General features: G+C 48.5%; 25 protein-coding genes. 15 read left to right on the forward strand and 10 right to left on the reverse strand.

The window, feature by feature from the left end; all coding sequences use genetic code 11:
• Positions 1 to 4: 4 nt before the first annotated feature.
• From NSU01_RS17280 to NSU01_RS17290, 3 genes are read left to right on the forward strand one after another with little or no spacing between them, the layout of a single operon-like run.
• Complete coding sequence (locus NSU01_RS17280) at positions 5 to 1,219, forward strand: FAD-dependent oxidoreductase (protein WP_076245862.1); 1,215 nt, start codon at positions 5 to 7, stop codon at positions 1,217 to 1,219.
• A 27-nt stretch (positions 1,220 to 1,246) separates the two neighbouring features.
• Entirely contained in the window at positions 1,247 to 1,429 is a 183-nt protein-coding gene (rd, locus tag NSU01_RS17285; RefSeq protein WP_039307922.1) for a rubredoxin, read from the forward strand.
• 40 nt (positions 1,430 to 1,469) lie between these two features.
• Positions 1,470 to 2,180 carry a Crp/Fnr family transcriptional regulator gene (locus NSU01_RS17290; RefSeq protein ID WP_042137310.1) on the forward strand — a complete coding sequence of 237 codons (711 nt, stop codon included), beginning with the start codon at positions 1,470 to 1,472 and terminating at the stop codon, positions 2,178 to 2,180.
• 66 nt (positions 2,181 to 2,246) lie between these two features.
• Here NSU01_RS17290 and NSU01_RS17295 read toward each other — a convergent pair whose 3' ends face one another.
• Positions 2,247 to 3,155: a 2-dehydropantoate 2-reductase N-terminal domain-containing protein gene (locus NSU01_RS17295; RefSeq protein ID WP_076246043.1), complete on the reverse strand. Its 909-nt coding sequence runs from the start codon at positions 3,153 to 3,155 to the stop codon at positions 2,247 to 2,249.
• A gap of 163 nt (positions 3,156 to 3,318) precedes the next feature.
• On the opposite strand from NSU01_RS17295, the gene NSU01_RS17300 reads away from it, so the two are divergent.
• The 3 genes from NSU01_RS17300 (at position 3,319) to NSU01_RS17310 (ending at position 5,282) form a co-directional block, all read left to right on the forward strand.
• Positions 3,319 to 3,897, forward strand: coding sequence for a TetR family transcriptional regulator (locus NSU01_RS17300; protein WP_076245864.1), 579 nt, complete (start codon positions 3,319 to 3,321; stop codon positions 3,895 to 3,897).
• Positions 3,898 to 3,910: 13 nt separating this feature from the next.
• On the forward strand, positions 3,911 to 4,273 hold the full coding sequence (locus tag NSU01_RS17305) for an NUDIX domain-containing protein (protein WP_256703946.1): 363 nt from the start codon (positions 3,911 to 3,913) through the stop codon (positions 4,271 to 4,273).
• 97 nt (positions 4,274 to 4,370) lie between these two features.
• Positions 4,371 to 5,282: a glycerophosphodiester phosphodiesterase family protein gene (locus NSU01_RS17310; protein WP_042137318.1), complete on the forward strand. Its 912-nt coding sequence runs from the start codon at positions 4,371 to 4,373 to the stop codon at positions 5,280 to 5,282.
• A 132-nt stretch (positions 5,283 to 5,414) separates the two neighbouring features.
• Here the strand turns inward: NSU01_RS17310 and NSU01_RS17315 are convergent, their stop codons facing one another.
• Positions 5,415 to 6,593: a serine hydrolase domain-containing protein gene (locus tag NSU01_RS17315; RefSeq protein ID WP_076245868.1), complete on the reverse strand. Its 1,179-nt coding sequence runs from the start codon at positions 6,591 to 6,593 to the stop codon at positions 5,415 to 5,417.
• A gap of 149 nt (positions 6,594 to 6,742) precedes the next feature.
• Positions 6,743 to 7,705, reverse strand: coding sequence for an HTH domain-containing protein (locus NSU01_RS17320; protein WP_076245870.1), 963 nt, complete (start codon positions 7,703 to 7,705; stop codon positions 6,743 to 6,745).
• Positions 7,706 to 7,805: 100 nt separating this feature from the next.
• Here NSU01_RS17320 and NSU01_RS17325 point away from each other — a divergent pair, with 100 nt between their 5' ends.
• The 3 genes from NSU01_RS17325 (at position 7,806) to NSU01_RS17335 (ending at position 9,384) form a co-directional block, all read left to right on the forward strand.
• A complete protein-coding gene (locus NSU01_RS17325) occupies positions 7,806 to 8,285 on the forward strand; it encodes a GyrI-like domain-containing protein (RefSeq protein ID WP_042137324.1) in 480 nt (159 codons plus the stop codon).
• A 24-nt stretch (positions 8,286 to 8,309) separates the two neighbouring features.
• Positions 8,310 to 8,774, forward strand: coding sequence for a hypothetical protein (locus NSU01_RS17330; RefSeq protein ID WP_042137326.1), 465 nt, complete (start codon positions 8,310 to 8,312; stop codon positions 8,772 to 8,774).
• Between the two features lie 118 nt (positions 8,775 to 8,892).
• Positions 8,893 to 9,384, forward strand: coding sequence for a pyridoxamine 5'-phosphate oxidase family protein (locus NSU01_RS17335; RefSeq protein ID WP_042137328.1), 492 nt, complete (start codon positions 8,893 to 8,895; stop codon positions 9,382 to 9,384).
• A gap of 90 nt (positions 9,385 to 9,474) precedes the next feature.
• Here the strand turns inward: NSU01_RS17335 and NSU01_RS17340 are convergent, their stop codons facing one another.
• Both NSU01_RS17340 and NSU01_RS17345 read right to left on the reverse strand, forming a co-directional pair.
• Positions 9,475 to 10,209, reverse strand: a complete 735-nt coding sequence (locus NSU01_RS17340) for a hypothetical protein (RefSeq protein WP_076245872.1) — start codon at positions 10,207 to 10,209, stop codon at positions 9,475 to 9,477.
• 742 nt (positions 10,210 to 10,951) lie between these two features.
• A complete protein-coding gene (locus NSU01_RS17345; RefSeq protein ID WP_042137331.1) occupies positions 10,952 to 11,545 on the reverse strand; it encodes a TetR family transcriptional regulator in 594 nt (197 codons plus the stop codon).
• Between the two features lie 218 nt (positions 11,546 to 11,763).
• On the opposite strand from NSU01_RS17345, the gene NSU01_RS17350 reads away from it, so the two are divergent.
• Complete coding sequence (locus tag NSU01_RS17350) at positions 11,764 to 12,873, forward strand: NADH:flavin oxidoreductase (protein ID WP_076245874.1); 1,110 nt, start codon at positions 11,764 to 11,766, stop codon at positions 12,871 to 12,873.
• 109 nt (positions 12,874 to 12,982) lie between these two features.
• On the opposite strand, the gene NSU01_RS17355 is transcribed toward NSU01_RS17350, so the two are convergent.
• Together NSU01_RS17355 and NSU01_RS17360 are read right to left on the reverse strand one after the other, a co-directional pair.
• Entirely contained in the window at positions 12,983 to 14,209 is a 1,227-nt protein-coding gene (locus NSU01_RS17355; RefSeq protein ID WP_076245876.1) for an MFS transporter, read from the reverse strand.
• A 42-nt stretch (positions 14,210 to 14,251) separates the two neighbouring features.
• Positions 14,252 to 15,046: a helix-turn-helix domain-containing protein gene (locus NSU01_RS17360; protein WP_042137336.1), complete on the reverse strand. Its 795-nt coding sequence runs from the start codon at positions 15,044 to 15,046 to the stop codon at positions 14,252 to 14,254.
• 294 nt (positions 15,047 to 15,340) lie between these two features.
• Here NSU01_RS17360 and NSU01_RS17365 point away from each other — a divergent pair, with 294 nt between their 5' ends.
• Both NSU01_RS17365 and NSU01_RS17370 read left to right on the forward strand, forming a co-directional pair.
• Positions 15,341 to 16,126, forward strand: a complete 786-nt coding sequence (locus tag NSU01_RS17365) for an ATP-binding protein (RefSeq protein ID WP_076245878.1) — start codon at positions 15,341 to 15,343, stop codon at positions 16,124 to 16,126.
• Between the two features lie 199 nt (positions 16,127 to 16,325).
• Positions 16,326 to 16,754 (forward strand): NUDIX domain-containing protein, encoded by a 429-nt coding sequence (locus tag NSU01_RS17370; RefSeq protein ID WP_179093566.1) that lies wholly within the window; start codon positions 16,326 to 16,328, stop codon positions 16,752 to 16,754.
• A gap of 426 nt (positions 16,755 to 17,180) precedes the next feature.
• Here NSU01_RS17370 and NSU01_RS17375 read toward each other — a convergent pair whose 3' ends face one another.
• From NSU01_RS17375 to NSU01_RS17385, 3 genes are all read right to left on the reverse strand, one after another.
• The gene (locus tag NSU01_RS17375) at positions 17,181 to 18,113 is read right to left on the reverse strand and encodes an AraC family transcriptional regulator (protein WP_076245882.1); all 933 of its coding nucleotides are present in this window, start codon (positions 18,111 to 18,113) and stop codon (positions 17,181 to 17,183) included.
• Between the two features lie 21 nt (positions 18,114 to 18,134).
• Positions 18,135 to 18,986: an aldo/keto reductase gene (locus NSU01_RS17380; RefSeq protein ID WP_076245884.1), complete on the reverse strand. Its 852-nt coding sequence runs from the start codon at positions 18,984 to 18,986 to the stop codon at positions 18,135 to 18,137.
• A 266-nt stretch (positions 18,987 to 19,252) separates the two neighbouring features.
• Positions 19,253 to 19,801 (reverse strand): TetR/AcrR family transcriptional regulator, encoded by a 549-nt coding sequence (locus NSU01_RS17385; RefSeq protein WP_076245886.1) that lies wholly within the window; start codon positions 19,799 to 19,801, stop codon positions 19,253 to 19,255.
• A 231-nt stretch (positions 19,802 to 20,032) separates the two neighbouring features.
• Between NSU01_RS17385 and NSU01_RS17390 the strand changes: the two genes are divergently transcribed.
• From NSU01_RS17390 to NSU01_RS17400, 3 genes are all read left to right on the forward strand, one after another.
• Positions 20,033 to 20,428 carry a cupin domain-containing protein gene (locus NSU01_RS17390; protein ID WP_042137347.1) on the forward strand — a complete coding sequence of 132 codons (396 nt, stop codon included), beginning with the start codon at positions 20,033 to 20,035 and terminating at the stop codon, positions 20,426 to 20,428.
• Positions 20,429 to 20,459: 31 nt separating this feature from the next.
• Positions 20,460 to 21,440, forward strand: coding sequence for an aldo/keto reductase (locus NSU01_RS17395; RefSeq protein WP_076245888.1), 981 nt, complete (start codon positions 20,460 to 20,462; stop codon positions 21,438 to 21,440).
• Positions 21,441 to 21,775: 335 nt separating this feature from the next.
• On the forward strand, positions 21,776 to 22,378 hold the full coding sequence (locus NSU01_RS17400; protein WP_076245890.1) for a lysozyme inhibitor LprI family protein: 603 nt from the start codon (positions 21,776 to 21,778) through the stop codon (positions 22,376 to 22,378).
• Positions 22,379 to 22,502: the final 124 nt, after the last annotated feature.

Here is a 22,502-nt window from a genome sequence, read left to right on the forward strand (position 1 = left end):
ACTCATGACGAAGCATTATGTAATCGTCGGCGGCGGCGTCTCCGCCGTCCATGCGGCCAAAGCAATCCGCGATCAGGACGCGGAAGCAGAAATATCGATACTAGGTGAGGAAAGCGGGCTACCGTATAACCGGATTAAGCTGACCAAAGGCCTGTTCACCGACCTGCACAGCGAGAAGGTGCTGATCAAGAAAGAGAAGTGGTACCGGGATAACCGTATAAACGTCAAGACCTCAACCCGGATCACCTCGATCCAGCCGGATCGCCGGATGGTAGAGACAGAAGACGGCCAGCGGGTGGAGTATCATAAGCTGCTGTTGTGTATGGGCGCGAGGAACCGCGCACTCTCTATCGAAGGTGCCGGACTTCACAATGTCCATACTATCAGAGACATGAACGATGCGGACCGGTTAAAAGATAGTCTGCAGGATGGAAGCCGCGTAGCCGTAATTGGCGGAGGTGTCCAGGGCATCGAGACGGCTTGGGCTTTGTTCGAAGCAGGTTACGAGGTAACCGTGATCGAAGCAGCCCCGTCCCTGATGGGCAGACAGCTGGACGGGCACTCCTCCAGCCTTCTTAAGGAGACTCTGGAACAATCCGGAGTGAAGGTGATTCTGCAAGCAGGGATAACCTCTATTACGGGTACAGACTATGTTACCGGAATTACGCTGGACGATGGTTCTAATCTCCCGTGTGACCATGTTGTATACTCTATCGGAATTGTCCCGAACACTGCGCTTGTAAGCGGCTCGGCTATTCAAGTCCGGAACGGCATTATTGTAAACGAACAATTGCAAACCAGTGATCCGAACATCTTTGCTGCCGGTGATGTTGCTGAAATTAACGGGCATGTTGAAGGACTATGGGGCGGCGCAATAGAACAGGGAAGGATTGCCGGCAGCAACATGGCTGACAGTCTGACCGTTTACCGCAGAGCGGTTCCGGTTACTTTGTTTAATGCTTTTGGGATCTCTCTGTTCTCCATTGGCAACACAGATGAACGGCAATGCGATGTGGCGGTCAGCGGAGAAGAGAATGGCGCCTATACGCGGATCTATGTGAAAGATAATACAATCACCGGTGCGTTATCCTGGCAAGGAGCCGCTGCCTCCCTGACGTATAAGTCGGCTGTAGAACAGGGGATCAGCCTGACCGGAATTCATCTTGCCGGCAATAACATAGAAGCCATTATGGCTGAAGTACAATCCCGATTGAACTAAAAAACAAACTATTAGGAGCTGAGAAGAATGAAGAAATACATCTGTACACCCTGCGGCTATATCTATGACCCGGCAATAGGCGATCCTGATGAGGATGTAGCCGCCGGCACCGCGTTTGAAGATTTGCCTGAAGACTGGGTATGTCCGGTCTGCGGAGAGGATACAAGTCACTTCGTAGCAGTTGAAGATAAGAAATCTGTTACTCATTAGAGTAAGAAGCTTCTAAATACTACATTTCAGGGGGAACGGTATGAAAGAGCACTCCTGCCAGCACGCCGCAGAACCTTGTACACGCAAGGTACCGATTTTTGCTGCATTGACGGACGATGACCTCACCAGAATTAGCGCCATGATTAAGCACCGCAAGTTTACCAAAGGTCAGCCGTTAATTCTTGAAGGGGCGCCGTCAGATACGCTGTACATTATTCAACAGGGGCATGTGAAGCTATCCAAAATGACTCCTGAAGGCAAGGAACAAATCCTGCACATTCTGACGAATGGGGATTTCTTCGGAGAGCTCAGTATTTTTAACAGTGATGAGCTTAGTAATTTTAACGCATATGCCCTGAAAGACACTAATATTTGTATGCTGACCCGGAATGATATGGAGCATTTAATGACGGATAATCCGGAGATCTCTCTACGGCTGCTGAAAAGTGTAACCAAAAGACTCGCCCATACGGAGAATCTGGCGCAGAGCCTGGCGACCAAAGATCCGGAGATCCGGATTGCCTGCATGATCATGGAACTCAGTGACAAATACGGCAAGCGGCATGGAAGCCGTATTCATATTGATCTTCCGCTGTCCCGTGAAGAGCTGGCTAGTTATGTCGGGGTGACCCGCGAGACCATTAGCAGGAAGTTCTCCAGGTTTGAGGATTCGGGCCTGATCAAGCTGATTGGTAACAAGCAGATGGTGCTCATGGATCCGGCCGGTGTGGAGAAGTATATGGGAAATTGAATATTATAAAAGCGGCATTTCCACCAGTAGATAATGGGGAGATGCCGCTTTTTAAGCATGAAATAGTTAGGATGTAGTCTGCTGCAACAATTGTCCATCCCCAAACGCTATGTCCAGCAGCATAATCTCTGCTCTTCTGCTGACAGCCTGATTCCCCAGCTTAACATCAATGATGAAGTCATTGCTCAGCATCTGGCGGTACCGGGCGATAATGTCCTCTTCCGGCAATTCAGCCATCTGTTTCGTTTCCGGCGGGATGACCTGTATTCCGGACTGCTCAACTTGCCTAATATTGCGTTTAATATCAGCAGCAAGCTTGCTCAATGTACTGTCGCTTCTTGCAGTCTCCAAATCCACCATACCCGTACCATCCTCCGTATAAAAGTGCTTGTTGACTGCTGCCAGGGCAGCGTGTGAGATATGGAAGGCCTTTATATCCGGTTCGATTATATTAGTTAGACCTGCCTGATCAAGTAGTCCGGCAAGACGATTCACTCTTTCGGTCGTCTGTCCATTGATTTCACCAAATATAGTCCCTTGCCCAGGCTCCGTTCCAAACTGGGCGTAGAGCACACCGTCTTTGAGGTCTCCGCCAGCACCAGGGAAGCCTGGGAGCAGCCGCTCGCCTACGATTTCAAGCCAGGATTCATAACCTACCGTGTTGGTCAACGTAATAATGGTTTGGCTTCTGTTATTCTTAATCGCCTCAAGAGCAGACTCCGCCTGATCATACCGGACCGGAACAAAGATGAAATCATAGATGTCATCGTTATCGAGCTCCGCAATTACCTTCACCGGAATTTGCTGTATCGTGCCTTTCTCATTGTATTGCAGACCCTTCTTCTGGAGGGCATTCAGCCGCTTGCCCCGGGCCAGTAAGGTAACGTCAAGTCCTGACCGTGCGAACCGGAGTGCGTACACACTGCCAATCACTCCAGCGCCAACGATTAATATTCTGTCTGGTTGTATATTCAAGTTCATCTGTCCTTTCAATTAGGTAACACACATTGTTTAAACAACACATGTCTGATACGATTGATGATAGTCCGGCATCCTGTTGAATTCAATCGGCAGACTCGGGGATAAGTCGGTTAAACAACATAGATTAAGATTTGATGTCTAAGAGGGGAAGTTAGCGATGGTTAACCAGATAGATCCAAGGGTTGTGCGCACAGGGCAGCTGATCAGAGAAGCCTTCCGTGAGTTGCTGCGGCTGAGAAGCTTCGATACAATCACCATCAAAGATATCGCAGAGAGAGCTACCATTAACCGCGCCACATTTTACACTCATTACGAGGATAAATATGCGTTGCTGGATGAAATCATCGAACAGGCTTTCCGCAAGATGATTCCCGGACCCGTGGAGCATGCGCTGGAGTTCACAGATGAAATATGTAACGAGCTGATCCTTATGACTTACCGGTACATTTTGGATTTTTTTGAGATCTGCCGGATGGATTCCAAATCGATTGCTACGCTGGTGGACGAGAAGATCAAGCAGCTGCTGCAGCAGATTATTGAGCGCATTTTTGTAAAAGGAGATCATCCCCATACAGCAGACCCCAATCAGACAACAATCCTGGCGGCCATGACAGGGTCAGCGATCTATAGCGCAGCGTATCAATGGTTCAAAGCCGGGGAGAAGGAACGGACGGATCTGCTTGTTGATCTGGTACGCCCCTATGTGATGAACGGTCTGGGCCTACATTATATATAACAATAAGCTGCTCGTGTTCAGGCACAGGGACTACCCGGAAGCTGGTGTGCAGGTTCCTGCCGGGACTGTAGAATCGGGCGAGAGTGTAGTAACGGCATTATTCCGGGAGATACTGGAGGAATCAGGAATAACGAAGGATGAGCTGCGGCTAGTCAAGCATTTGAAGACGTATCTGTACTACGCGGCGTATAAACAACAACATCATGAAAGACATGTGTATCAGTTAGAGTTAATTCAAGAGCGCCCGGCCCGGTGGGAACATACTATAGAAGCATCCGGAGAAGATTCAAGTCTAACCTTTGAATATTTCTGGATTCCGGTACATGAAGCTGAACTCAGCGGCGGGCAGGGAGACGGTTTAGAATTATGCTGTTAGATTGCGCTGTAATTAAAAATGTGGATTTCAATGACCCTAACTGTTAATATAATAATATTTGCAAAAGTTAAGGTTACAGGAAAATGAGGACGACGGAATGAAGAAGATTGTCAGCCATAAAGCTTATTTTATCGGAATGCATGTACTAATATTTATCCTCTTATTTACAACACTGTACGCTTCCTTCCCGGCCATCCGGGTTAAAGTGAAAGAAATCATCGATCCGGCGGAAAAAGTATATACGATCGCCCACCGTGGTGCGTCCGGATATGCTCCGGAGAACACGATGCCGGCCTTCGAGCTGGCGCGTGAAATGGATTCCGACTCGATTGAGCTGGATATCCACCTGACCAAGGATCAGATTCCTGTTGTCATCCATGATGATACAGTCAACCGCACGACCAATAGCAAAGGGTATGTAAGGAACATGACGCTGGAGCAGATCAAACAGCTGGATGCCGGATCGTGGTTCAATAAGGCGTATCCGATGTTTGCCAGAGAAATATATGCAGGGACCACCATCCCCACCCTCGATGAGGTATTCGAAACCTTTGGCAAAGAGATCAGCTATGTCCTTGAAATCAAGGAATCAACGCCGAAGATTAATATTGAAGTCCTCTTGAATGAATACATTAAGAAATATGATCTGGAAAAAGTAGTGGCCATACACTCTTTCAGCGCAGCCAGTCTGCGGAAGTTCCATTCCATCAACCCGGATATTCCGTTGTACCAGCTCGTATGGAATGATTATACCTCGGTAAGACTTACTGAAGCTTATCTGGCAGATGTGAAGTCCTATGCTGTCGGCATCAGCCCGAATTTCCAGGGGACCAGCGCGTCTTATGTGGCGCAGATAAAGCGGGCGGGACTTAAGGTCATGCCCTATACCATTAATTATCAGCTCAATATGGATAAAGCTTATTCTTGGGGTGTAGATGGAGTCTATACCAATTTTCCTGACCGTTTCCATGAAGTCATTGAGACGAACAGGAAGAACGCGAACTGGTAACTTAGCAGATCGTGTGGAGAGAGCGTAGTGAAAATGCGGATTTTCTCATTTCATAGCACAGGGTCCAATTCTTGTTCTTAACGGAGCAAGAGTTGGACCCTGTGTGTATTTTGGACAAGAAGAGCAGGTTTCTTACAACGAACTAAACACAATATTACGCAGCTTGCGAGTGACCGGCAGTGTGCCGGCATCTTTTTTCTGGATCATGAACAGGAAGGTCAGGCCGTCCTGCGGACTGTTGGTGAAATAAGCTCCCAGCCAGCCGTCCCAGCCGTATTCACCCTGGCCGCCGATCACTCCGGCTTTTCCGGTGTCTTTCAGGATACGCATCTGGTTGCCATAGCTATACCCCTGCAGGGAATGCCAGGTATCGAAGCCTTTTTGCTGTCCATCGCTTAGAACAGCTGTAGTCATATATTGAACGGTTCTAGGCTTGAGCAGCTGAACGCCGTTCAAGCTGCCCTGGTTCATCAGCATGGTGGTGAACTTGGCAGCATCGTCAATCGTTGAGACCAGGCCCGCTCCGCCTGACTCGTAGGCCGGTTCCCGGTCCATATGGTGGTAGATGCCCAGATGGCTCTCCGCATACAGCTTCAAGCCGCCTTCGCCGTCCTCCTGGTAGACTCTGGCCAGGCGGTTTCCTTTGTCTTCAGGCAGCCAGAAGCCGGTATCCTGCATTTGCAGCGGGCTGAATATTTCCTTCTGCAAAAATTCTCCGTACCGCATGCCGCTAACCGCTTCCACAATGGCTCCCAGAACATCCGCTGAGGTCCCGTACTGCCAGAACGAACCCGGCTCGAACGAAAGCGGGCCTTCACCCAGACGGGTGGCGAATTCCATGGTGCTCATCCGGTTATCGCCGTGCAAGCGGCTGTCCAGCTCCTTGAACAAAGCCTCCGTATGCAGAGCGGCTTTGTCTGTTCCTCCTCCGTATACCAGTCCCGAGGTCATATTCAGCAGATCATGAATGACAACCTCCCGGCTGACAGGCACCAGTTCTCCGTTCTTTTCGACCAGCTGGTTCTTGAACCCTGGAATATAACGGCTTACCGGATCGAACAAATCGATCTCTCCGCGCTCAAGCAGCAGCATGATGGCGGCGGATGTAACCGGTTTCGTCATCGAGTATAGACGGAAGATCGAATCCCGGGTGATAGGACGTCCCGCTTCGACATCGGCTAAGCCGTCTTCGTGATAGAACACCTCGCGGCCGTCCTTGATGACCATCAGGTTCGCACCTGCAATTTCCTGGTTACCGATACTTGCTCTCAATGTTTTTTTCAATAGGCTGGTTGTGTTTGAATCTAGCATGTTTCTAAAGTCTCCTTTTCCGGATAAGTTCCCTGAAGCCAAATCAGATATGGTCATTACACTACTTGAAAATATTAAACTCTTTTGGACAGGTTGTATAGAGGCCAGAATTTCAATCTGAATATCCGGTACATTTGGTGGCACACTGATTATAGGCATAATAAACGCAGTCTCTCTTTTAACCCTTCCCAGATTTCCTCCGGCGCTTCCTTAAGTCTGATATCTCCGCCCAGGAAAAGCAGCCAGTTTATGATTTCCGCCAGTTCGTCGGGCATATCCGCATGGATATACGTCTTGAGAATGGCTGTGCTCTGGTAAGGATTCGTATAGGAGAGCGATACCTTCAATGGATGATATTTTTTGAATTGGGCAATCGCCTTGGGGCCGAGTTCAAGAACGAGGTTGACTTCTTCTTCCTGACTGTTCAGTTTTTCCAGGATCTTTTTCCTGCTTAATCTTTTTTTATCCGGATTTAAGACAACATCGGTGACTTGGTCCACAGGAATAATCCGCTTCCTTTCATCGTTTAAGTCGAAGGCCTCGATCAGCCACTGGCTTTTCTCACGATAGAGGCGCAAAAGATAAACGGGATAAGCTTGGATGATCCTCGCTACTTCGCTGGTAATCAGCAAATAGCGGTCCACCAGCAGGATCTGGATCAGCTTCTCCAGCATGGGGTGGGGGAGATCAGACAGATCAAGCAGGTCAGGATTGTTCGGGTTGGTCCCTTCAAACAGCAGAATTTGATTCAGAAGAAACAGGTCCTCCTGCTGGTTCTCCGAGACGAGTCCGAGTAATTTTTCCGTTAGAGACTGACGGCTCTTGAGATAAGGGAGCTGCCCGTTTCTTGTGGCCATGAAGGCAATGAACAGGGCTTTGAGCTCATTATCTGTAAACCGGACCACGGGAAGGACAGAATTGCGCATCACAGAATACCCGCCATCCCGTCCAACTTCAGCGACAAGCGGCATCCCCAGCGCCTCGATTTCCCGGATATCCCGAATCGCAGTCGAACGGGAGATATTAAATTCCTGCATGATTTCAGTAATAGTAAAGTGGGCCCGGTTGTTAATATACCGCATGATCACATTTACCCGTTCAACTTTTTTCATCGCGTCTCCTAAACAGTTTCATTCTATGACATGATTTAAGACTATCATATACATATCAAGACAAGAAGACAAATTTCAAATACAAAGGATGGTTGCAGACATGGCAAATTACACGTTAGAGGAAAAAGACAGCTTCATCGTTATCGGCTTGGGCACGGAGCTTAAGAGCGATTACACGGACTATGCAGGTATTAACAAAGAAAAGTCAGACTTCTGGCAGGCCGTCAGTGAAGATGGAAGGCTCGATAAGTTGAAGGCGATGGCCGTGAACGACTATATTTTTGCCGTGAGTGAAGCGGTGAACAACAAAATGATGTATTATGCGGGTGTCATGACCGAAGCAGCTGCGCCGGAAGAGGCCAGAGTTATCCAGTTTCCTAAGGGTAAATACCTGGTGGTTAGAGGGGAAGCGGCAACGGCTGATGAACTGAATAATAAGCTCGCCGGAGTTGCTTTTGGTCAAGCTCTGCCGGAAGCGAAGGATGTCGCCTATGTGGGCGGGCCCAATACATCGGTTGAGATGGGGCAGCAGGATGGACAGGTTGTAGGTGAAATGTGGATTCCTGTTGTAAGTAAATAACGGGTTAGCCGAGGAGGAAGTGCAATGTCTTATATCGTTGATTTCAAAGAGGTGTCTACGGCCGGCTTGGAGTCGTCACCTGTAGTGGATGCACTTGCAGGATTGCGTGCGAATGAAGCGCGTTACTTCATGAATAAGTACAAGCATGAGTTCACGGTTGTCCCGGCCAGCGAAAGCCAGGAGACCCTGGATTATGTGAATGGAATTCTGAAAAAAGAACGTGATCTTGAATTTTCGGCCAAGCCTTTGGAGACCTCGCGGTTTCAGGTAGAGAATATCCGGTTTGCTTACGTCTTTTATGAGGACGGACTGGCGCTTAACGTGATGTATACCGTGGATGATCCCAAGAAGCGGGCTGTCGGATTCAAGCTCTCTGAGGGCATGGAGATTCCCAAGGAGCTGGAGACAAAGTTCAAATTCGCCAGGCAGAAGTCTAAGCTGGCCGGAACGATCCGGGGCTCGTTCTTCGTCATCAAAGGCGAATACTGAACCAGCTGATAAAGCTGTGACTGAACCGTTAAAGATAGGTTTTCGCCTAATCGGGTTAATAATAGGTACGCATTTGGATATCCTATTCCCATAACCCGGAAGAAACGAGGCGATAAGCATGTCAACTTTGGATAAAAGTCATCAGGAAGCTGTCGAGACGGTCAGAGACCTTATCAAAGGGATTGATACAGCGATGTTCACGACGATCTCACCCGAAGGCCTGGTATCCCGTCCCATGAAGACACAGGAAGTCGAGTTTGACGGAGACCTGTGGTTCCTGACCAAGAAGGACACCAGCAAGTTCGATGAGATCCTCCATGATCCGAGGGTTAATGTTGTGTACGCTGACAAATCCTATGTCTCCATCCGCGGAACCGCCAGGATTGTCGAGGATCTGGAGAAGAAAAAAGAATTCTGGAGTGCAGGCTATAACACGTTCCTGAAGACCACCTATGATGACCCGAACGTGATCCTGATTCAGGTTCATGCCGAAGCTGCTGAATACTGGAAGAGCGGTAATCTGGCCGAGATGGCGACTTATATGTTCAAACGAATCACCAATCGGGACACAGAGAAGTCGGATCTGAACAAGACGGTTGAATTGGAATAACGGAATCAGCGGAATCTGTCAATTCCCCACCTCGACCACACATTTTTTAAAGTTGAAGGCTATTAATACTTCAGACTAAAAGAAGGAAGCTCATAATGAGTTTCCTTCTTTTGTAATCTCTATTTTAAACGGCTCTAATTTCCCATTAACAAATGCATATCTAATGATTGCATCCCCTAAATAATTACCTGTTGAAATCTGAATGGGTAGCTCCGCAATAAGCTGATTATCCTTTATTCCAAATCTCAATATATTCTGAACCGTCGGTTGCTCAAACCAATCGTTTGAATCGCTCTCACTGAATTCAAATAAGTGCTCCTGACCATCAACTGAAACTGTATACTGTCGAATTTCCTTATCTGTTTTTAGATCAACGTTAAGATTGCTTAGAACGAATTCTCTTGGATCTGAAACTGATATTTCTGTAAAATCTGATTTAAGCACATGCACTTCCGAATCATGTACTCCAGTCCCTGCGCCTTTTGTCAGAACAATGACAATTTCATCTTCTCCATCTGCATCTAAATCAATGACCGATATTTGAGGATAGAAGGAGGGGTTCGTTACATTGATCCAATTGAATGTTTTCGTTTCTCCATTTATTACAACATCTAATGACGAAAATATGTCTTTTTGTGATTTTTCTTGAACACCATAAATAGCAATTTTCTTATCTGAAGTCTCGGATAGTGGTGTATTGGGAATTGATGTAGCTGGTGTTGACGCATTTCCATCAATCTTTACCGGACTTGAAGACTGATTATTTGCCCCACATCCGGATAACAAAATAGCTCCTACCATTGTGACAATCATGATTTTTTTCAAAAATATATCCTCCATTTACATTTTTTTAAGTATATACATTCTTATAATTCAATAAGTTTAAAAAATGTATTTTGTTTTTTTAAAAAAAGTAACATTTCAATTTACGCTTACTTGTAATTGCCAGAAAAGATGGCTGTTTTTCCGCCTTAGAGCCGGTATGTAAAAAGAAAAAGACTTTCCCCTGAAGGAAAGTCCTTTTAGTGTGTACGATAGAGAATCTAACCTCAGCCCCAACCGACACCATGCCCCATTGTGGTAAGTGTAGTCATAATAGGAGTCGCAACAACTGATTCTATACCGGTGAATGGGGAGTCTTAGGGAAGGAAGGAAGGGAAAAGTAAAGAAGTAAAGAAGTAAAGAATTATTGTAAGCATAAATGTTGTACGTTTTACAACTTTGATTCCTGGATTGCCGGGTGTTCGGGAGGATTGTTGTATGAAATACAAGAATATTCCACCAAGGTTGCTTGAAAAAGGAAATATGTTGTATTTTGTACAACAATCTTGGTTTTGAGCCGATTTATCCAAGAAAATGTTGTATTCTGTGCAGGATTTGATAGCACTCGCTCCCTCCTAACGTAAATCAAGGTGATCTATCTACCGTGTGCGCGACAACCTTCACCATTCAGCGATTATGTATCTCGATATTGCCCCACAACGTCGGCTCAATATAAACAGCGGCAGCCCAGGACATGATTTTCACGTCCGAGGCTGCCGCTGATTTTACACCTGGGCCAGTCTGATTAGGAAACTTGCGGATTGAACATGGGGAATCCGCCCGTGATCAGCGGCATGACCCGCTCCGCAAGTTCGGAGGGAGACTCCGCTCTTCCTTCCACATTCCAGCGGTAGGTTACGCCGTATAAGGACCAGCTTAGCAGGGTGGCCGCAGTGGCAAGCGGCTTCGAATCTGCAGCTGAGTCTGATTCGCAAATAAGCTGAAGGATAAGCTTCTCAAGATGCAGCTTGATATTCTCCTCAAGCAGGAGTGCTACGGAATCATATCTTTTGAAGCAGCGGTGGCTGGTTTCATGATAATTGCATAAGGCCACGATAAGCTCCTGAAGCGTCTTTTCGGTCAACGGTCCAGTTGCATCGACTTTATGGAGGACCATATTCGTAAAGGCGTCTAACAAAAAGGCTTCGAACAGCGCATATTTATCCTGGAAATGTGCATAAAAGGTGGTCCGGTTAATAGTGGCTGCTTTGGTAATATCGCCGACGGTTATCGAATTGAAGTCCATGATATTCAATTGCCGGATGAAGGCATCCAGAATTAATTGACGGGTCCGAATCACCCGCGGGTCGTTCGGATTGGGGGGGAGTATGCCAGCCATCCAAGGAACACCCCTTTCAGTAGAGAGTAGAATCCCTTTATTATAATCACCTTATTGGCAGACAACAAATAGGATCTGCCAATACGACAGTTTTTCCGTCTTCTAGCTTAAGCAACAACTTGGGCAGATTGTTGGTTGAAAGGGGGACTGGAGCTTGTTACTATTGCATTCATACCCCGCTTTGAGAATAATCATACAATCTACAGGAGGCGTTAACCATGGCTAAACAGCAGGAGCAAATTCATTCACTGGAGACCTTATTTGAACCTTATACGGTTCAACAATTAAATATACCCAACCGGATCGTAATGTCACCGATGGCGCGTGCTTTTGCACCTGAGGGTATTCCAGGGGAGGATATGGCAGCGTATTACCGCCGCCGCGCTGAGAATGGGGTGGGGCTGATCATCACCGTTGGTATGATTGACCATCCGGCGGCGAGCAGTGATCCGGGACTTCCTAATCTGTTTGGCGAAGCCGCTCTGAGCGGCTGGCGTGAAGTCGTCAGACAGGTTCATGAGGCCGGCGGGATTATTTTTCCCCAATTGTCACATATGGGAATGATTCGTTCCACAGGTTCCCAGCCTTACCCGGATGCACCATCGATCGGGCCATCAGGCCTCGATATGCAAGGGAACAAGATAAGCGAGCCGATGACAGAAGAAGAAATTTCCGGCGTCATTCAAGCCTATGCCGATGCGGCAGTGAATGCACAGCAGGCTGGCTTCGACGGGATAGAGCTTTCCGGCGGCCACGGCTTGTTGATTGACCAATTCTTCTGGGAACAAACCAATCAGCGGACGGACCGCTATGGCGGCGATTTCCTGAAGCGCACCACATTCGCAGCCGAAGTTGTCGCGGCCGTCCGCGCTGCAGTCGGACCGGATTATCCGATTTCCATCCGGTTGTCCCAGTGGAAAATGACTGATTACACGGCGAATCTGGTAGATACACCCGAGCAGCTGAAGCAATTCCTGGATGTGCTGGTACAGGCCGGCGTGGATATTTTCCATATCTCGACCCGCCGGTTCTGGGACCCGGAATTCGCGGGCTCGGAGCTGGGTCTCGCCGGATGGGTGAAGAAGCTCACCGGGAAGACAACGATTGCTGTTGGTTCCGTAGGCATGGACAATGATCCCGCTGAAGGCGGGGAAGCGGATCATCAAGGGATGGATGAACTGCTGAAGCGGCTGGACAATCAGGAGTTCGATCTGGTAGCCGTCGGACGCGCGCTGCTGGGTGATCCGGCATGGGCAAAGAAAATCCGCGAGGGCAGGGTGGAGGAGATTCAAGCCTTTACTCCTGAGGCGGCTGCCCAACTGTATTGAAGCATAGAGTGTCTATAAACGCACAAATAAGGCTGCCCTTGGGCAGCCTTAACTTTATTTTATTTAGACCATTATCTACAGGTGAATAATTTCCAATATCAGCTCTCTATTACCCTTTCTCCGCCATATAGGTCTTCTGCGTCCGGAGGACCGGGAAGAGCCAATACATCCAGACAACGGTGATGACGAGTGTACCAAGCCCGCCAATAACTGTCGCTGGTACGGCACCGACCAGACCGGCCATCGTACCGGACTCGAATTCGCCCAGCTGGTTCGAGGTGCCGATGAACAGGGAGTTGACGGCGTTGACCCGGCCCTGCATCTCTTGCGGTGTGTTGACCTGAACCAGCGTGGAACGGATTACGACGCTTACGACGTCGGAGGCGCCGATGAGGAACAGCGCGAAGAGCGAGAGCCAGAAGCTGTGGGACACTCCGAACAGAATCGTCGCCAAGGCGAATACAACGAGGGAGGCGAACAATGTCTTGCCGATTGCTTTCTCCACCGAATATCGGGTTAGAATCAGCGAGACAAGGATCGCCCCGACCGCTGGCGCAGAGCGCAGCAGCCCCAGACCGAGTGAGCCGGTCTTCAGGATATCCTCGGCGAAGATCGGCAGCAGAGCAGTCGCACCGCCAAGCAGCACGGCGAACAGATCAAGCGAGATAGTGCCGAGAATGATTTTGCGGGCAAAGACAAACTTCAAGCCGCTGAGGAACGTGTCCATATTGACGGCGTCCAGCTTCTTCACGAAGTGAACGGTCTTGACGAAGAAGATGAGCACGGTCGAGATCAGCAGCGCTGCCAGTGAGGCAATGTAAGCAGCGGCAGTACCCCAAACGACAAGCACTCCTCCAAGTGACGGGCCGACGATCATCGCGGTCTGCATTGCGGAGGCAGACCAGGCTGCGGCCTTCGGCAGCTGTTCCCGGTCCACGATGTCCGGCACAAGCGCAGCAGAGGCTGGGCCTTCGAAGGTACGGCAGGCGCCGAGAATGGCGGCGGCGACCAGCAGATGAAGCGAGCCCAGCCAGCCTTGCAGACTGCCGAGGACGAGCAGCAGGACAACTACGCTCTCCATCAGCTGGCAGAGGTAGACGATGGTCCGGCGGTCGTACCGGTCAGCGGTCTGTCCGGCCGGCAGTGTCAGCAGGAGCATCGGCAGGAATTGCGCCAGGCCGACAAGACCCAGCTGGAAGGCGCTGTCAGTCAGCGCGTACATCTGCCAGCCAATGGCGACAGACAGCATCTGAAAAGCGCTGGTCGAGAATATCCGTGCGATCCACAGGTGCAGGAACGAGCGGTTATGTAGTACGGACGAGCCTTTTGGATTCAAAACATGTCATCCTTTCTAATTCACAGGTATACATTAAATTCATTACATGCCGGAGTTCTTCGCATGCATCTCGGGATGCTCCCGCCGGATCAGTGCATAATCCTTCCCGTACCGGTCCTCCAGCTCACTGGCAAAATCTTTCTCGATCCGCATCATCACAACATCGTGGAAGTACGAGGTCTGCAGTACGTTCAGCACCGCCGGGTGGTTGCTCTCCAGCGCCGATACCGGCGCGTGCCGGCTGAAGCTGCCGATGACCGCCGTTTCCTTATCCAGCAGCATGGAGAAATTGCGTGTCCGGTGCGGTCCCCCCGGCGGCACACTATGTACGATGACATGTTCAAGCTCTGTCGGCGTTTCACCGATGACCATGAGATGTACGGCGGTACCCCGGTGCTCGGCTGAGAGCAGCGATTCCTCGACCCAGTGCAGATCCTCTGCCCAAAGATCGACCAGAATCTCCTCTCTGGCATTGGCGGCGAGGCGGCGGATCGCCAGATCCACCTGCTGATCTCCTTTCCAGTTACTGAAGAAGGGCGGCGTATCCGGCAGGGTAGTCAGCTCACTCTCCAGTAAGCGGGCAGTGCGTTCGAACTCCGATTGAAGCAGCTTCACAACTTGCCCGATTGGGATTGCAGCGAAGGTAATCGGATCACCTTCCTCAGCACGACAGACACCTTTCTCTACAAGGCCGCGCAGCGCAGCATAGACATTGGAGCGCGATACTGACACTTGCTTAGAGACTTCGTAGCCTGAAGAAGGGGGCTGACCGTGCAGCGCCAGATAACAGCGGGCTTCAAGATCGGACAAGCCGAGTTTCCTTAGAGCATCAATCATAGGGGGCCTCCTTAGTATTCGATGATCTTCCAGGAACGTTAGAAGTATTCCAAAATACTACTCCTGACTTGAGTAGCTGTCAAGACTGCCGCATCATAATTTTGCCAGCCCCATTCATCCTCAAGCTCCGTTGGGGATGATTAGAAACTCTGAGGGCCGCTGGTTGACAACGCAGGTAGTGAGCAGGTATATTGATTAAATAGTAATTATTACGATTAAATAGATGTCACTATAAAGTATTAACTGCACCGGATATGTAAACTCATGATACATTTAAGGAGCTTCCAGACAACAATGAATAAAAACAGCAGCAATCAGCGTCTTCCCAGAGCGAAGGGTATAGATATGGGGACTTATTACACACCAAAAGAATGTGCCAGAAAAGTAAAGCATCTCGTGCTGCCCCCGATGAACCGGAAGATTGTTGAGGAGTTCATTACTATACTTGGGATGCGGGCGACATTCGAAGAACACAACGTACCCATTCCCAATAAAGTGGTCATGTATGGTCCGCCAGGCACCGGGAAAACATTGACCGCATTCTATATGGCTCAGATGCTGGAGCTTCCGCTTATTCTGGTTCGGCTGGATGCGGTTATTCATAGCCATTTGGGGGAGACCGGCAGCAATAACCGCAAAATATTCGAATATGCCAAAGCAACACCCTGCGTCCTCTTTCTGGATGAATTTGATGCGATTGCAAGAACACGCGAGAGCAATGATGAAGTCAAAGAGATGGCACGCGCGGTAAATACCCTGCTGCAATGTCTGGATGACTTTGGCGACAGCAGTATTTTTGTAGCGGCAACGAATCTGGAGAATGAACTGGACCGGGCGATCTGGAGAAGATTTGATACGAAGATGACTTATTCGCTGCCGGATGAATCCAGCAGGCGTCAATATATCGAGCTATTGATCAATGGATTCGAAGGGGAAGCAGGGTTGACGGAAGAGGTATGCGGGCGCCTTGACGGATGCAGCTTCGCAGATATTGAACAAATTGTCTTGAAGGCCAAACGCAAGGCGATCATAGAGCATAGCCCGCTAACACACGAACATATTGTGCTATCCTATGAGTAATATAGTCCGTCCTTATAAAAAATAGAGTGTAATTTGAACGTCCCGGATGATGCTTGTATAAATCAACGGGACGTTTTGATTTGTGAGCGAGAACAGCCCGTTTCGTGATATGTTGGATGCAATACGTCGCAGGACGATAACCACTGTAAGTTCTATCACATCTTATTTACATAAAATGAAATCCGGAGGTTGAATGATCGTGCCCAAATTAACCGGAGCAGCAGCAGTGATTGTAGATTCTGACGGTAAAATATTATTAGTGAAGCATAGCTACGGCAAAAACAACTGGGAATTGCCCGGCGGAAAAGGGGAGGACAATGAGTCCGCAGAGGAAACCGCGCAAAGAGAGGTGTTTGAAGAGGTGGGGCTGGAGGTTAGGATTGAAGAGTTGACCGGGGTGTATTATGAAGCGGTGCATGATATGCATCATTTTGTTTTTATAGCGGATAACGTCAATCATCAAGTGCCACAGCCCACTTCTCCGGAGATTCTAGAATGCGGCTTCTACTCCAAAGATGAATTGCCCAAACCGATCAGCGATTTTACTTGTAACCGTATTGAGCATGCTCTGAATCCTGATCGGAAACAACTATTTCATACGGTGGGGCCTAGACAATGGTTTGAATAATACAGAATACTACAGTGCATGAGAAAAGGAGTACATTGCAACAGCAATCTGCTCCTTTTCTCATGCTCACAAGTAAGCGTTAGTGGAATCCACTTTAGCAAATCGCTTGCTAAGGGTTTGAAGTGACCCAACTATGGGATATGCCGGGAGTATGCGGTATGCTTAATTGCACTCTGTACAACTAAATCAACTGATTTACAACCGATTCTCCGTTTAGTTGTATTTCGTACAATTAAACTGCCATTGTACCTCGGTTCTCAGCCATTGGGGCAGATTTAGTTGTACAGAATACAGTTATAAGAGGAAAGCCTCCCTTTTCGCTGTTTTTAATTGCACAAAATACAACTATCACTGAATTCCTGCCTGATACTGAATACATCAATTGCTGCATTGTTGAATAACTCACTTCTATGCGCTGATGTTGTACTAATCTCCCAAGAAAACCATGCTTTTCGCAGGATCGTACATTTCCTTTAGCTGCTTCACATCGGATCTCGGGGGAGAGCCAAACATCCGCGAGTATTCACGGCTGAACTGGGAGGCACTCTCATAACCTACACGGAATGCGACTTCCGCAGCTTCTGCAGATTCTGAGAGCAATACACGCCGTGCTTCCTGCAGCCTGAGCTGCTTCTGGAATTGAATCGGGCTCATACCAGTCACTTCCTTAAAGTTGCGATGGAAGGAGGAGAGACTCATATTCGCGGCTTCGGCAAGCTCTTCAACACGCATAGATTGAGTGAAGTGGGTAGTAATCTGATCGATGGCTTCCCTGATCCGGTATGCATTGCTGCCTTCCATTGCGATTTGGCCTAAGGTAACCCCGTAAGGACCTTTTAGAAGAGTATATAGAATCTCCTTAGTGATCAGTGGAGCAAGGAAAGGGATGTCCTCCGGACGGTTCTGCAATTCTACGAGTCTTAATGTTGCATCCATTAAAGCATGCTCCATATCACCTACAAATAAGGCGCGTTTGGCATTGTCATTCGGTACGATCCGGATGTTAGCCTCGTTAATCACCTCTAAAATTTGGTCATGCGTAAATTCTAATTTTAAACTCAGATATGGAATCTCGGCTGAAGCCTTTATAATCTGGCCGACCACAGGCAGGTTCATCGAAGAAATCAAATAGTTGGCTGACCCGTATTCGAACCGTTCCTGAGCCAGAAAAACCTCTTTGGAGCCTTGGGCAATCACACAAAAAGCGGGCTTGTACACCCTGTACGCAGGTTCGGAGATTTCTGAATATCTAATAATGAACAGATGGGGAATTGCTGTTTCAAGTACACCATCCGCTGGTGAGAAGTGTTGAATAAGCTTTGCCAATTCTTTTTGTTGTTTGAAGATAGCCTCCAGCATGACGATTCCTCCAGATTTCTATCAGATATCCAGTTTACGGCTGGCAAGCCACTTGACCATTTCAGGATCACGGTGGGAGAAGAACAGGCTCTCTTTCGTATCCAACGCCGTAATGGAGTTCATATCCCCGCTGCTCAATTCAAAGTCAAAAATATTGAAGTTCTCGGCCATTCTTTCCTTGCGGACCGACTTGGGAATCACGACAACATCTCTTTGAGTCAGCCATCGCAGAACGACCTGCGCAACGGATTTATGATGCTTGTCAGCGATTGAGGATAACAGTTCATTGTGGAACAAGTTATTCTTTCCTTCAGCAAAGGGCGCCCAGGACTCGATCTGAACCTTGTTCTCCTTCATGAAGGCTGCACTTTCGACCTGCTGATTGAACGGATGCGTCTCCACCTGATTCACGGCAGGGACGATTTCATTATGAAGAATCAGATCGATCAGACGGTCCATATGGAAATTACTGACGCCGATCGCCCGGATTTTCCCTTCACGGTTCAGCTCCTCCATCGCCCGCCAGGAACCATACACATCACCAAACGGCTGATGGATTAGATATAAATCGAGATAATCGAGCTGCAGCCGCTTCAAAGAGTTCTCCACCGCCTGCTTGGTCTTCGCATAACCAGTGTCCTGCACCCAAAGCTTCGTAGTAATAAATAACTCGTCTCTGGCTACGCCGCTGCGTCTAATGGCTTTGCCTACCGCTTCTTCATTCAGATAGGAGGCAGCTGTATCTATCAGCCGGTAACCTGTTGAGATCGCGTCAAGCACGCTTTGTTCACACTGGCTTTGATCGGCAATCTGATAGACTCCGAACCCTAGCACCGGCATTTCCACACCATTGTTAAGAATGACTTGCCGCATATAATTACCTCCATAGGTTGTGAAATATTGTCTCTCTATCGGGACAAGCTATCCGTTACCTACTTATTATGCTGCAGATCACAAGAGAAGCGTTAGACCAATCCTGCCATTTGATTGCCTAATCCTCTTATTGAATACGTTTTGCTGGTGATAGGATTAGGCAATCATTTAGCATTTATGATCTAACGCCTGCACTTTTATTTATAGGATAATAGAAATTGGGGGAAATTGGGGAGGGAGGCGCCTCGAAAGGTTGAACGTACTTACTACTCACAGATTCTATCCAGCAAGGCTCCCAGCTGATCTGCCAATACCAGATAAGTTACAGGTCTGTCGTTCATGAACCACCACTCGACAACGCCAACATACGAAGCGGCCACAAAATTCACGACCAGATCCTGATTTAATCCTTCATTCTTTCCTTTGGTGTTGTCCACCTCATCCTGGAACTCATCCACCAGAAACTCCATGAACCGGCTGCGGAAGAACGGAGCCCCTTTACTGGCCAGCATCGTGGAGAAAAAAGCATAATGGGACTCGAAATATTCCGTCCACAATACGGACCCGGTTGCAAAATCCAGATCTGCAGCGGCTGCACATCTTATCCGTAACTCGTCAATATGAGTCTCAATCAGTTTATCCAGCAGGTCGTATTTATCCATATAGTGCAGGTATATCGTTCCGCGGCTGACGTTAGCCCGATCCGAAAGATCCTGAATTGTAATATCGTCGAAACTCTTTTCCTTCATCAGGTCAATGATTGCAGCCTTTAAGGCTTCCTGGGTTTTAAGGATTCTCCTGTCGATCTTGGTCATATCATTCACCGGGCTTTCTAATATTTATACTTGGTTATAATTATAAACAATTGTATATTATTTTATCAAACGAATTCTTACGATACTGAACAAATTCCTGCATTCGTTTCAGTATTGTACAAAACCGGCGAAATCAACAATTGGAAAGTTACTGAAGGTTGTTATAATAATAGACGTGAGTACATTAACGTGAGCTGTCACAACCATATTACAAGAAAGAAGGAATCTACGATGGAAAATGAACACCTCAGCAGCAGCACCATTTTCCCGCTAGGCAACAAGGTTGAAGCTAATTTCACAGGCGATGCTTACCTGCAGATGATATTTACAGATCCGGCACCGCTCAATACGGCAATCGGTAATGTGACCTTTGCTCCAGGCGCCCGCAATAACTGGCACGCACATCAGGCCGGACAAGTTCTGCTAGTCACCGGCGGCAACGGCTGGTATCAGGAAGAAGGCCAACCGGCCCGGCTGCTCCAGACAGGTGATGTAGTTAACATCCCGGCTAGCGTGAGACATTGGCATGGTGCAACCAAGGACAGCTGGTTTGTACATCTGGCTATGACCCCGGGACCAACAGACTGGTTCGAAGCTGTTCATGACGAATGGTATGCTGAATTGTAATAGATAATTATAGGAAACGGAGGGTTTGGCTATGGAATATATTAAGTTCGGAAATACAGGGATGGATGTGTCGCGGATTTGTCTGGGTTGTATGAGCTTTGGTGAGGTGCTGCCGGGAGGCCATCAGTGGGTTCTGGATGAAGAGCACAGCCGGCCGATTATCAAAAGAGCCCTGGACCTCGGGATCAACTTTTTTGATACAGCGAACGTTTACGCCAATGGAACAAGTGAAGAGATTACCGGACGCGCGCTTAAGGAATATGCGAACCGGGATGAACTGGTTCTCGCTACGAAGGTCTGGGGACGTATGCATGAAGGTCCGAATGGTGCAGGGTTGTCCCGGAAATCCATCATGAGTGAAATCGATAAAAGCTTAAAGCGGCTGGGAACGGATTATGTAGATCTCTACATCATTCACCGCTGGGATTACAACACGCCGATTGAAGAAACGATGGAAGCTATGCATGATGTAGTGAAGGCCGGAAAAGCCCGGTATATCGGCGCATCGGCAATGTTCGCCTGGCAGTTCCAAAAGGCCCAGCATGTGGCCGAGAAGAATGGCTGGACAAGGTTCGTCTCGATGCAGAATCACCTGAATCTCATCTACCGTGAAGAGGAAAGGGAGATGATGCCGCTCTGCGCGGATCAGAAAATTGCGGTCACTCCTTACAGCCCCCTGGCTTCAGGCAGACTGATCCGCGACTGGTCGGAAAGCACTCACCGGTCCGAGACCGACCATGTCCAGAAATGGAAATACGACTCTACAGCTGATGCTGACCGTCTGATCGTCCAGCGTGTGGCGTCTCTGGCCGAAGAGCGCGGTGTACCGCGCATCCATATCGCACTAGCCTGGCTGCTGCAGAAAGAATCTGTAGCTGCCCCAATTATAGGCGCAACGAAGCTGTCGCAGCTCGAAGATGCTGCCGGTGCACTGCAGGTGAAATTAACAGCTGAAGAGATTAATTTCCTTGAAGAGCTGTATGTTCCGCACAACGTAGTTGGAGCGCAGTAATTACAATAGGGCGGATAATTCAAGTGAAAAGGTGGAACTTAGAAATGAAAGCAAATATTATGTACGCTGCCGGAGATGTACGGGTAGAAGAAATACCCGTTCCGGAGAATCTGTGAATTTATTCGGAATGTAGATTGCAGGGCCCGTACATAATTAGATTTGAATGAAGAAGATCCTGATTGGCGTTAAGCCTTTTGGGCTCTTCTTTTTTATGATCCCGGGGCCGGTAATGATTAGTAAGCGGCAGTTACAGGTAATAAGTCTAGAGGCAGTTGATTCCAGCCGGATCTGTGAAGTATGCTAACTACTATACCAAACCGACAGGATGAGGACTTATGAAAAAAGCAATAATAACGACACTGTTGATCTCCAGTCTGCTGTTAAGCGGCTGCGGCAATAATGAGGCCGGCAACGGCAATGCAGTGGCTCCTGAGCAGACCGGGGTGGAAACTTCTGCAGCGCCGGAGATAACACCCGCAGCGACAGCGGTTGCTACTGTGCAGCCCACTCCCGAAGCTACAACGACGGCAGCTCCCTCGCCGGAGACTACTGCTGAAGCTACTCCGGAGCCGGAGGAGTCCACGCGTCAGGCCTATTTTGACAAACTGGATGAGATTGAAGAGGGGTTGTCAGACCTGAAGGCTATATCGGATAAAGGCACAACGCTTGCAATGTCAACAGCGGCCGTTCAGGAGAACGAACGGTGGGACAAAGCGCTGAATGAGATCTACCAGGTGCTCAAACAGCAGCTCCCCGAAGCAGAAATGGCTAAGCTGAAAGAGGAACAGCGGAACTGGATTACACTCCGCGATGAGACGGCGGCCAAGGAGGCAGCCAAATACGAAGGAGGGACAGCGGAGGGACTGGAGTATGCCATCACGCTGGCCAGTGTTACCCGTGACCGCTGTTATAAGCTGGTTGAGTTGTATATGGATTGATGAAGGAGCTGTCAGAGGGGTACAAGGATAGGTAATAACATTACAGAAATCTCGGCAGGCAGTTGCCTATCGGGATTTCTTTTTTTGTGCCTGTAAGAATGATTTATAACGTGAACTATATAAA

It is taken from the genome of Paenibacillus sp. FSL H8-0259, from assembly GCF_037963255.1.
In the GTDB taxonomy this organism is placed as follows: Bacteria; Bacillota; Bacilli; order Paenibacillales; family Paenibacillaceae; genus Paenibacillus_AQ; species Paenibacillus_AQ phytohabitans.

What these genes read in the sequence shown, in the direction of transcription:
- NSU01_RS17400 (WP_076245890.1), top strand. Translation starts at nt 21,776, where the DNA reads ATGAAAAAAGCAATAATAACGACACTGTTGATCTCCAGTCTGCTGTTA.
- NSU01_RS17360 (WP_042137336.1), bottom strand. Translation starts at nt 15,046, where the DNA reads ATGATTGATGCTCTAAGGAAACTCGGCTTGTCCGATCTTGAAGCCCGC.
- NSU01_RS17390 (WP_042137347.1), top strand. Translation starts at nt 20,033, where the DNA reads ATGGAAAATGAACACCTCAGCAGCAGCACCATTTTCCCGCTAGGCAAC.
- NSU01_RS17320 (WP_076245870.1), bottom strand. Translation starts at nt 7,705, where the DNA reads ATGAAAAAAGTTGAACGGGTAAATGTGATCATGCGGTATATTAACAAC.
- NSU01_RS17315 (WP_076245868.1), bottom strand. Translation starts at nt 6,593, where the DNA reads ATGCTAGATTCAAACACAACCAGCCTATTGAAAAAAACATTGAGAGCA.
- NSU01_RS17350 (WP_076245874.1), top strand. Translation starts at nt 11,764, where the DNA reads ATGGCTAAACAGCAGGAGCAAATTCATTCACTGGAGACCTTATTTGAA.
- NSU01_RS17375 (WP_076245882.1), bottom strand. Translation starts at nt 18,113, where the DNA reads ATGCTGGAGGCTATCTTCAAACAACAAAAAGAATTGGCAAAGCTTATT.
- NSU01_RS17395 (WP_076245888.1), top strand. Translation starts at nt 20,460, where the DNA reads ATGGAATATATTAAGTTCGGAAATACAGGGATGGATGTGTCGCGGATT.
- NSU01_RS17365 (WP_076245878.1), top strand. Translation starts at nt 15,341, where the DNA reads ATGAATAAAAACAGCAGCAATCAGCGTCTTCCCAGAGCGAAGGGTATA.
- NSU01_RS17380 (WP_076245884.1), bottom strand. Translation starts at nt 18,986, where the DNA reads ATGCGGCAAGTCATTCTTAACAATGGTGTGGAAATGCCGGTGCTAGGG.
- NSU01_RS17330 (WP_042137326.1), top strand. Translation starts at nt 8,310, where the DNA reads ATGTCTTATATCGTTGATTTCAAAGAGGTGTCTACGGCCGGCTTGGAG.
- NSU01_RS17345 (WP_042137331.1), bottom strand. Translation starts at nt 11,545, where the DNA reads ATGGCTGGCATACTCCCCCCCAATCCGAACGACCCGCGGGTGATTCGG.
- rd (WP_039307922.1), top strand. Translation starts at nt 1,247, where the DNA reads ATGAAGAAATACATCTGTACACCCTGCGGCTATATCTATGACCCGGCA.
- NSU01_RS17335 (WP_042137328.1), top strand. Translation starts at nt 8,893, where the DNA reads ATGTCAACTTTGGATAAAAGTCATCAGGAAGCTGTCGAGACGGTCAGA.
- NSU01_RS17290 (WP_042137310.1), top strand. Translation starts at nt 1,470, where the DNA reads ATGAAAGAGCACTCCTGCCAGCACGCCGCAGAACCTTGTACACGCAAG.
- NSU01_RS17310 (WP_042137318.1), top strand. Translation starts at nt 4,371, where the DNA reads ATGAAGAAGATTGTCAGCCATAAAGCTTATTTTATCGGAATGCATGTA.
- NSU01_RS17325 (WP_042137324.1), top strand. Translation starts at nt 7,806, where the DNA reads ATGGCAAATTACACGTTAGAGGAAAAAGACAGCTTCATCGTTATCGGC.
- NSU01_RS17300 (WP_076245864.1), top strand. Translation starts at nt 3,319, where the DNA reads ATGGTTAACCAGATAGATCCAAGGGTTGTGCGCACAGGGCAGCTGATC.
- NSU01_RS17280 (WP_076245862.1), top strand. Translation starts at nt 5, where the DNA reads ATGACGAAGCATTATGTAATCGTCGGCGGCGGCGTCTCCGCCGTCCAT.
- NSU01_RS17385 (WP_076245886.1), bottom strand. Translation starts at nt 19,801, where the DNA reads ATGACCAAGATCGACAGGAGAATCCTTAAAACCCAGGAAGCCTTAAAG.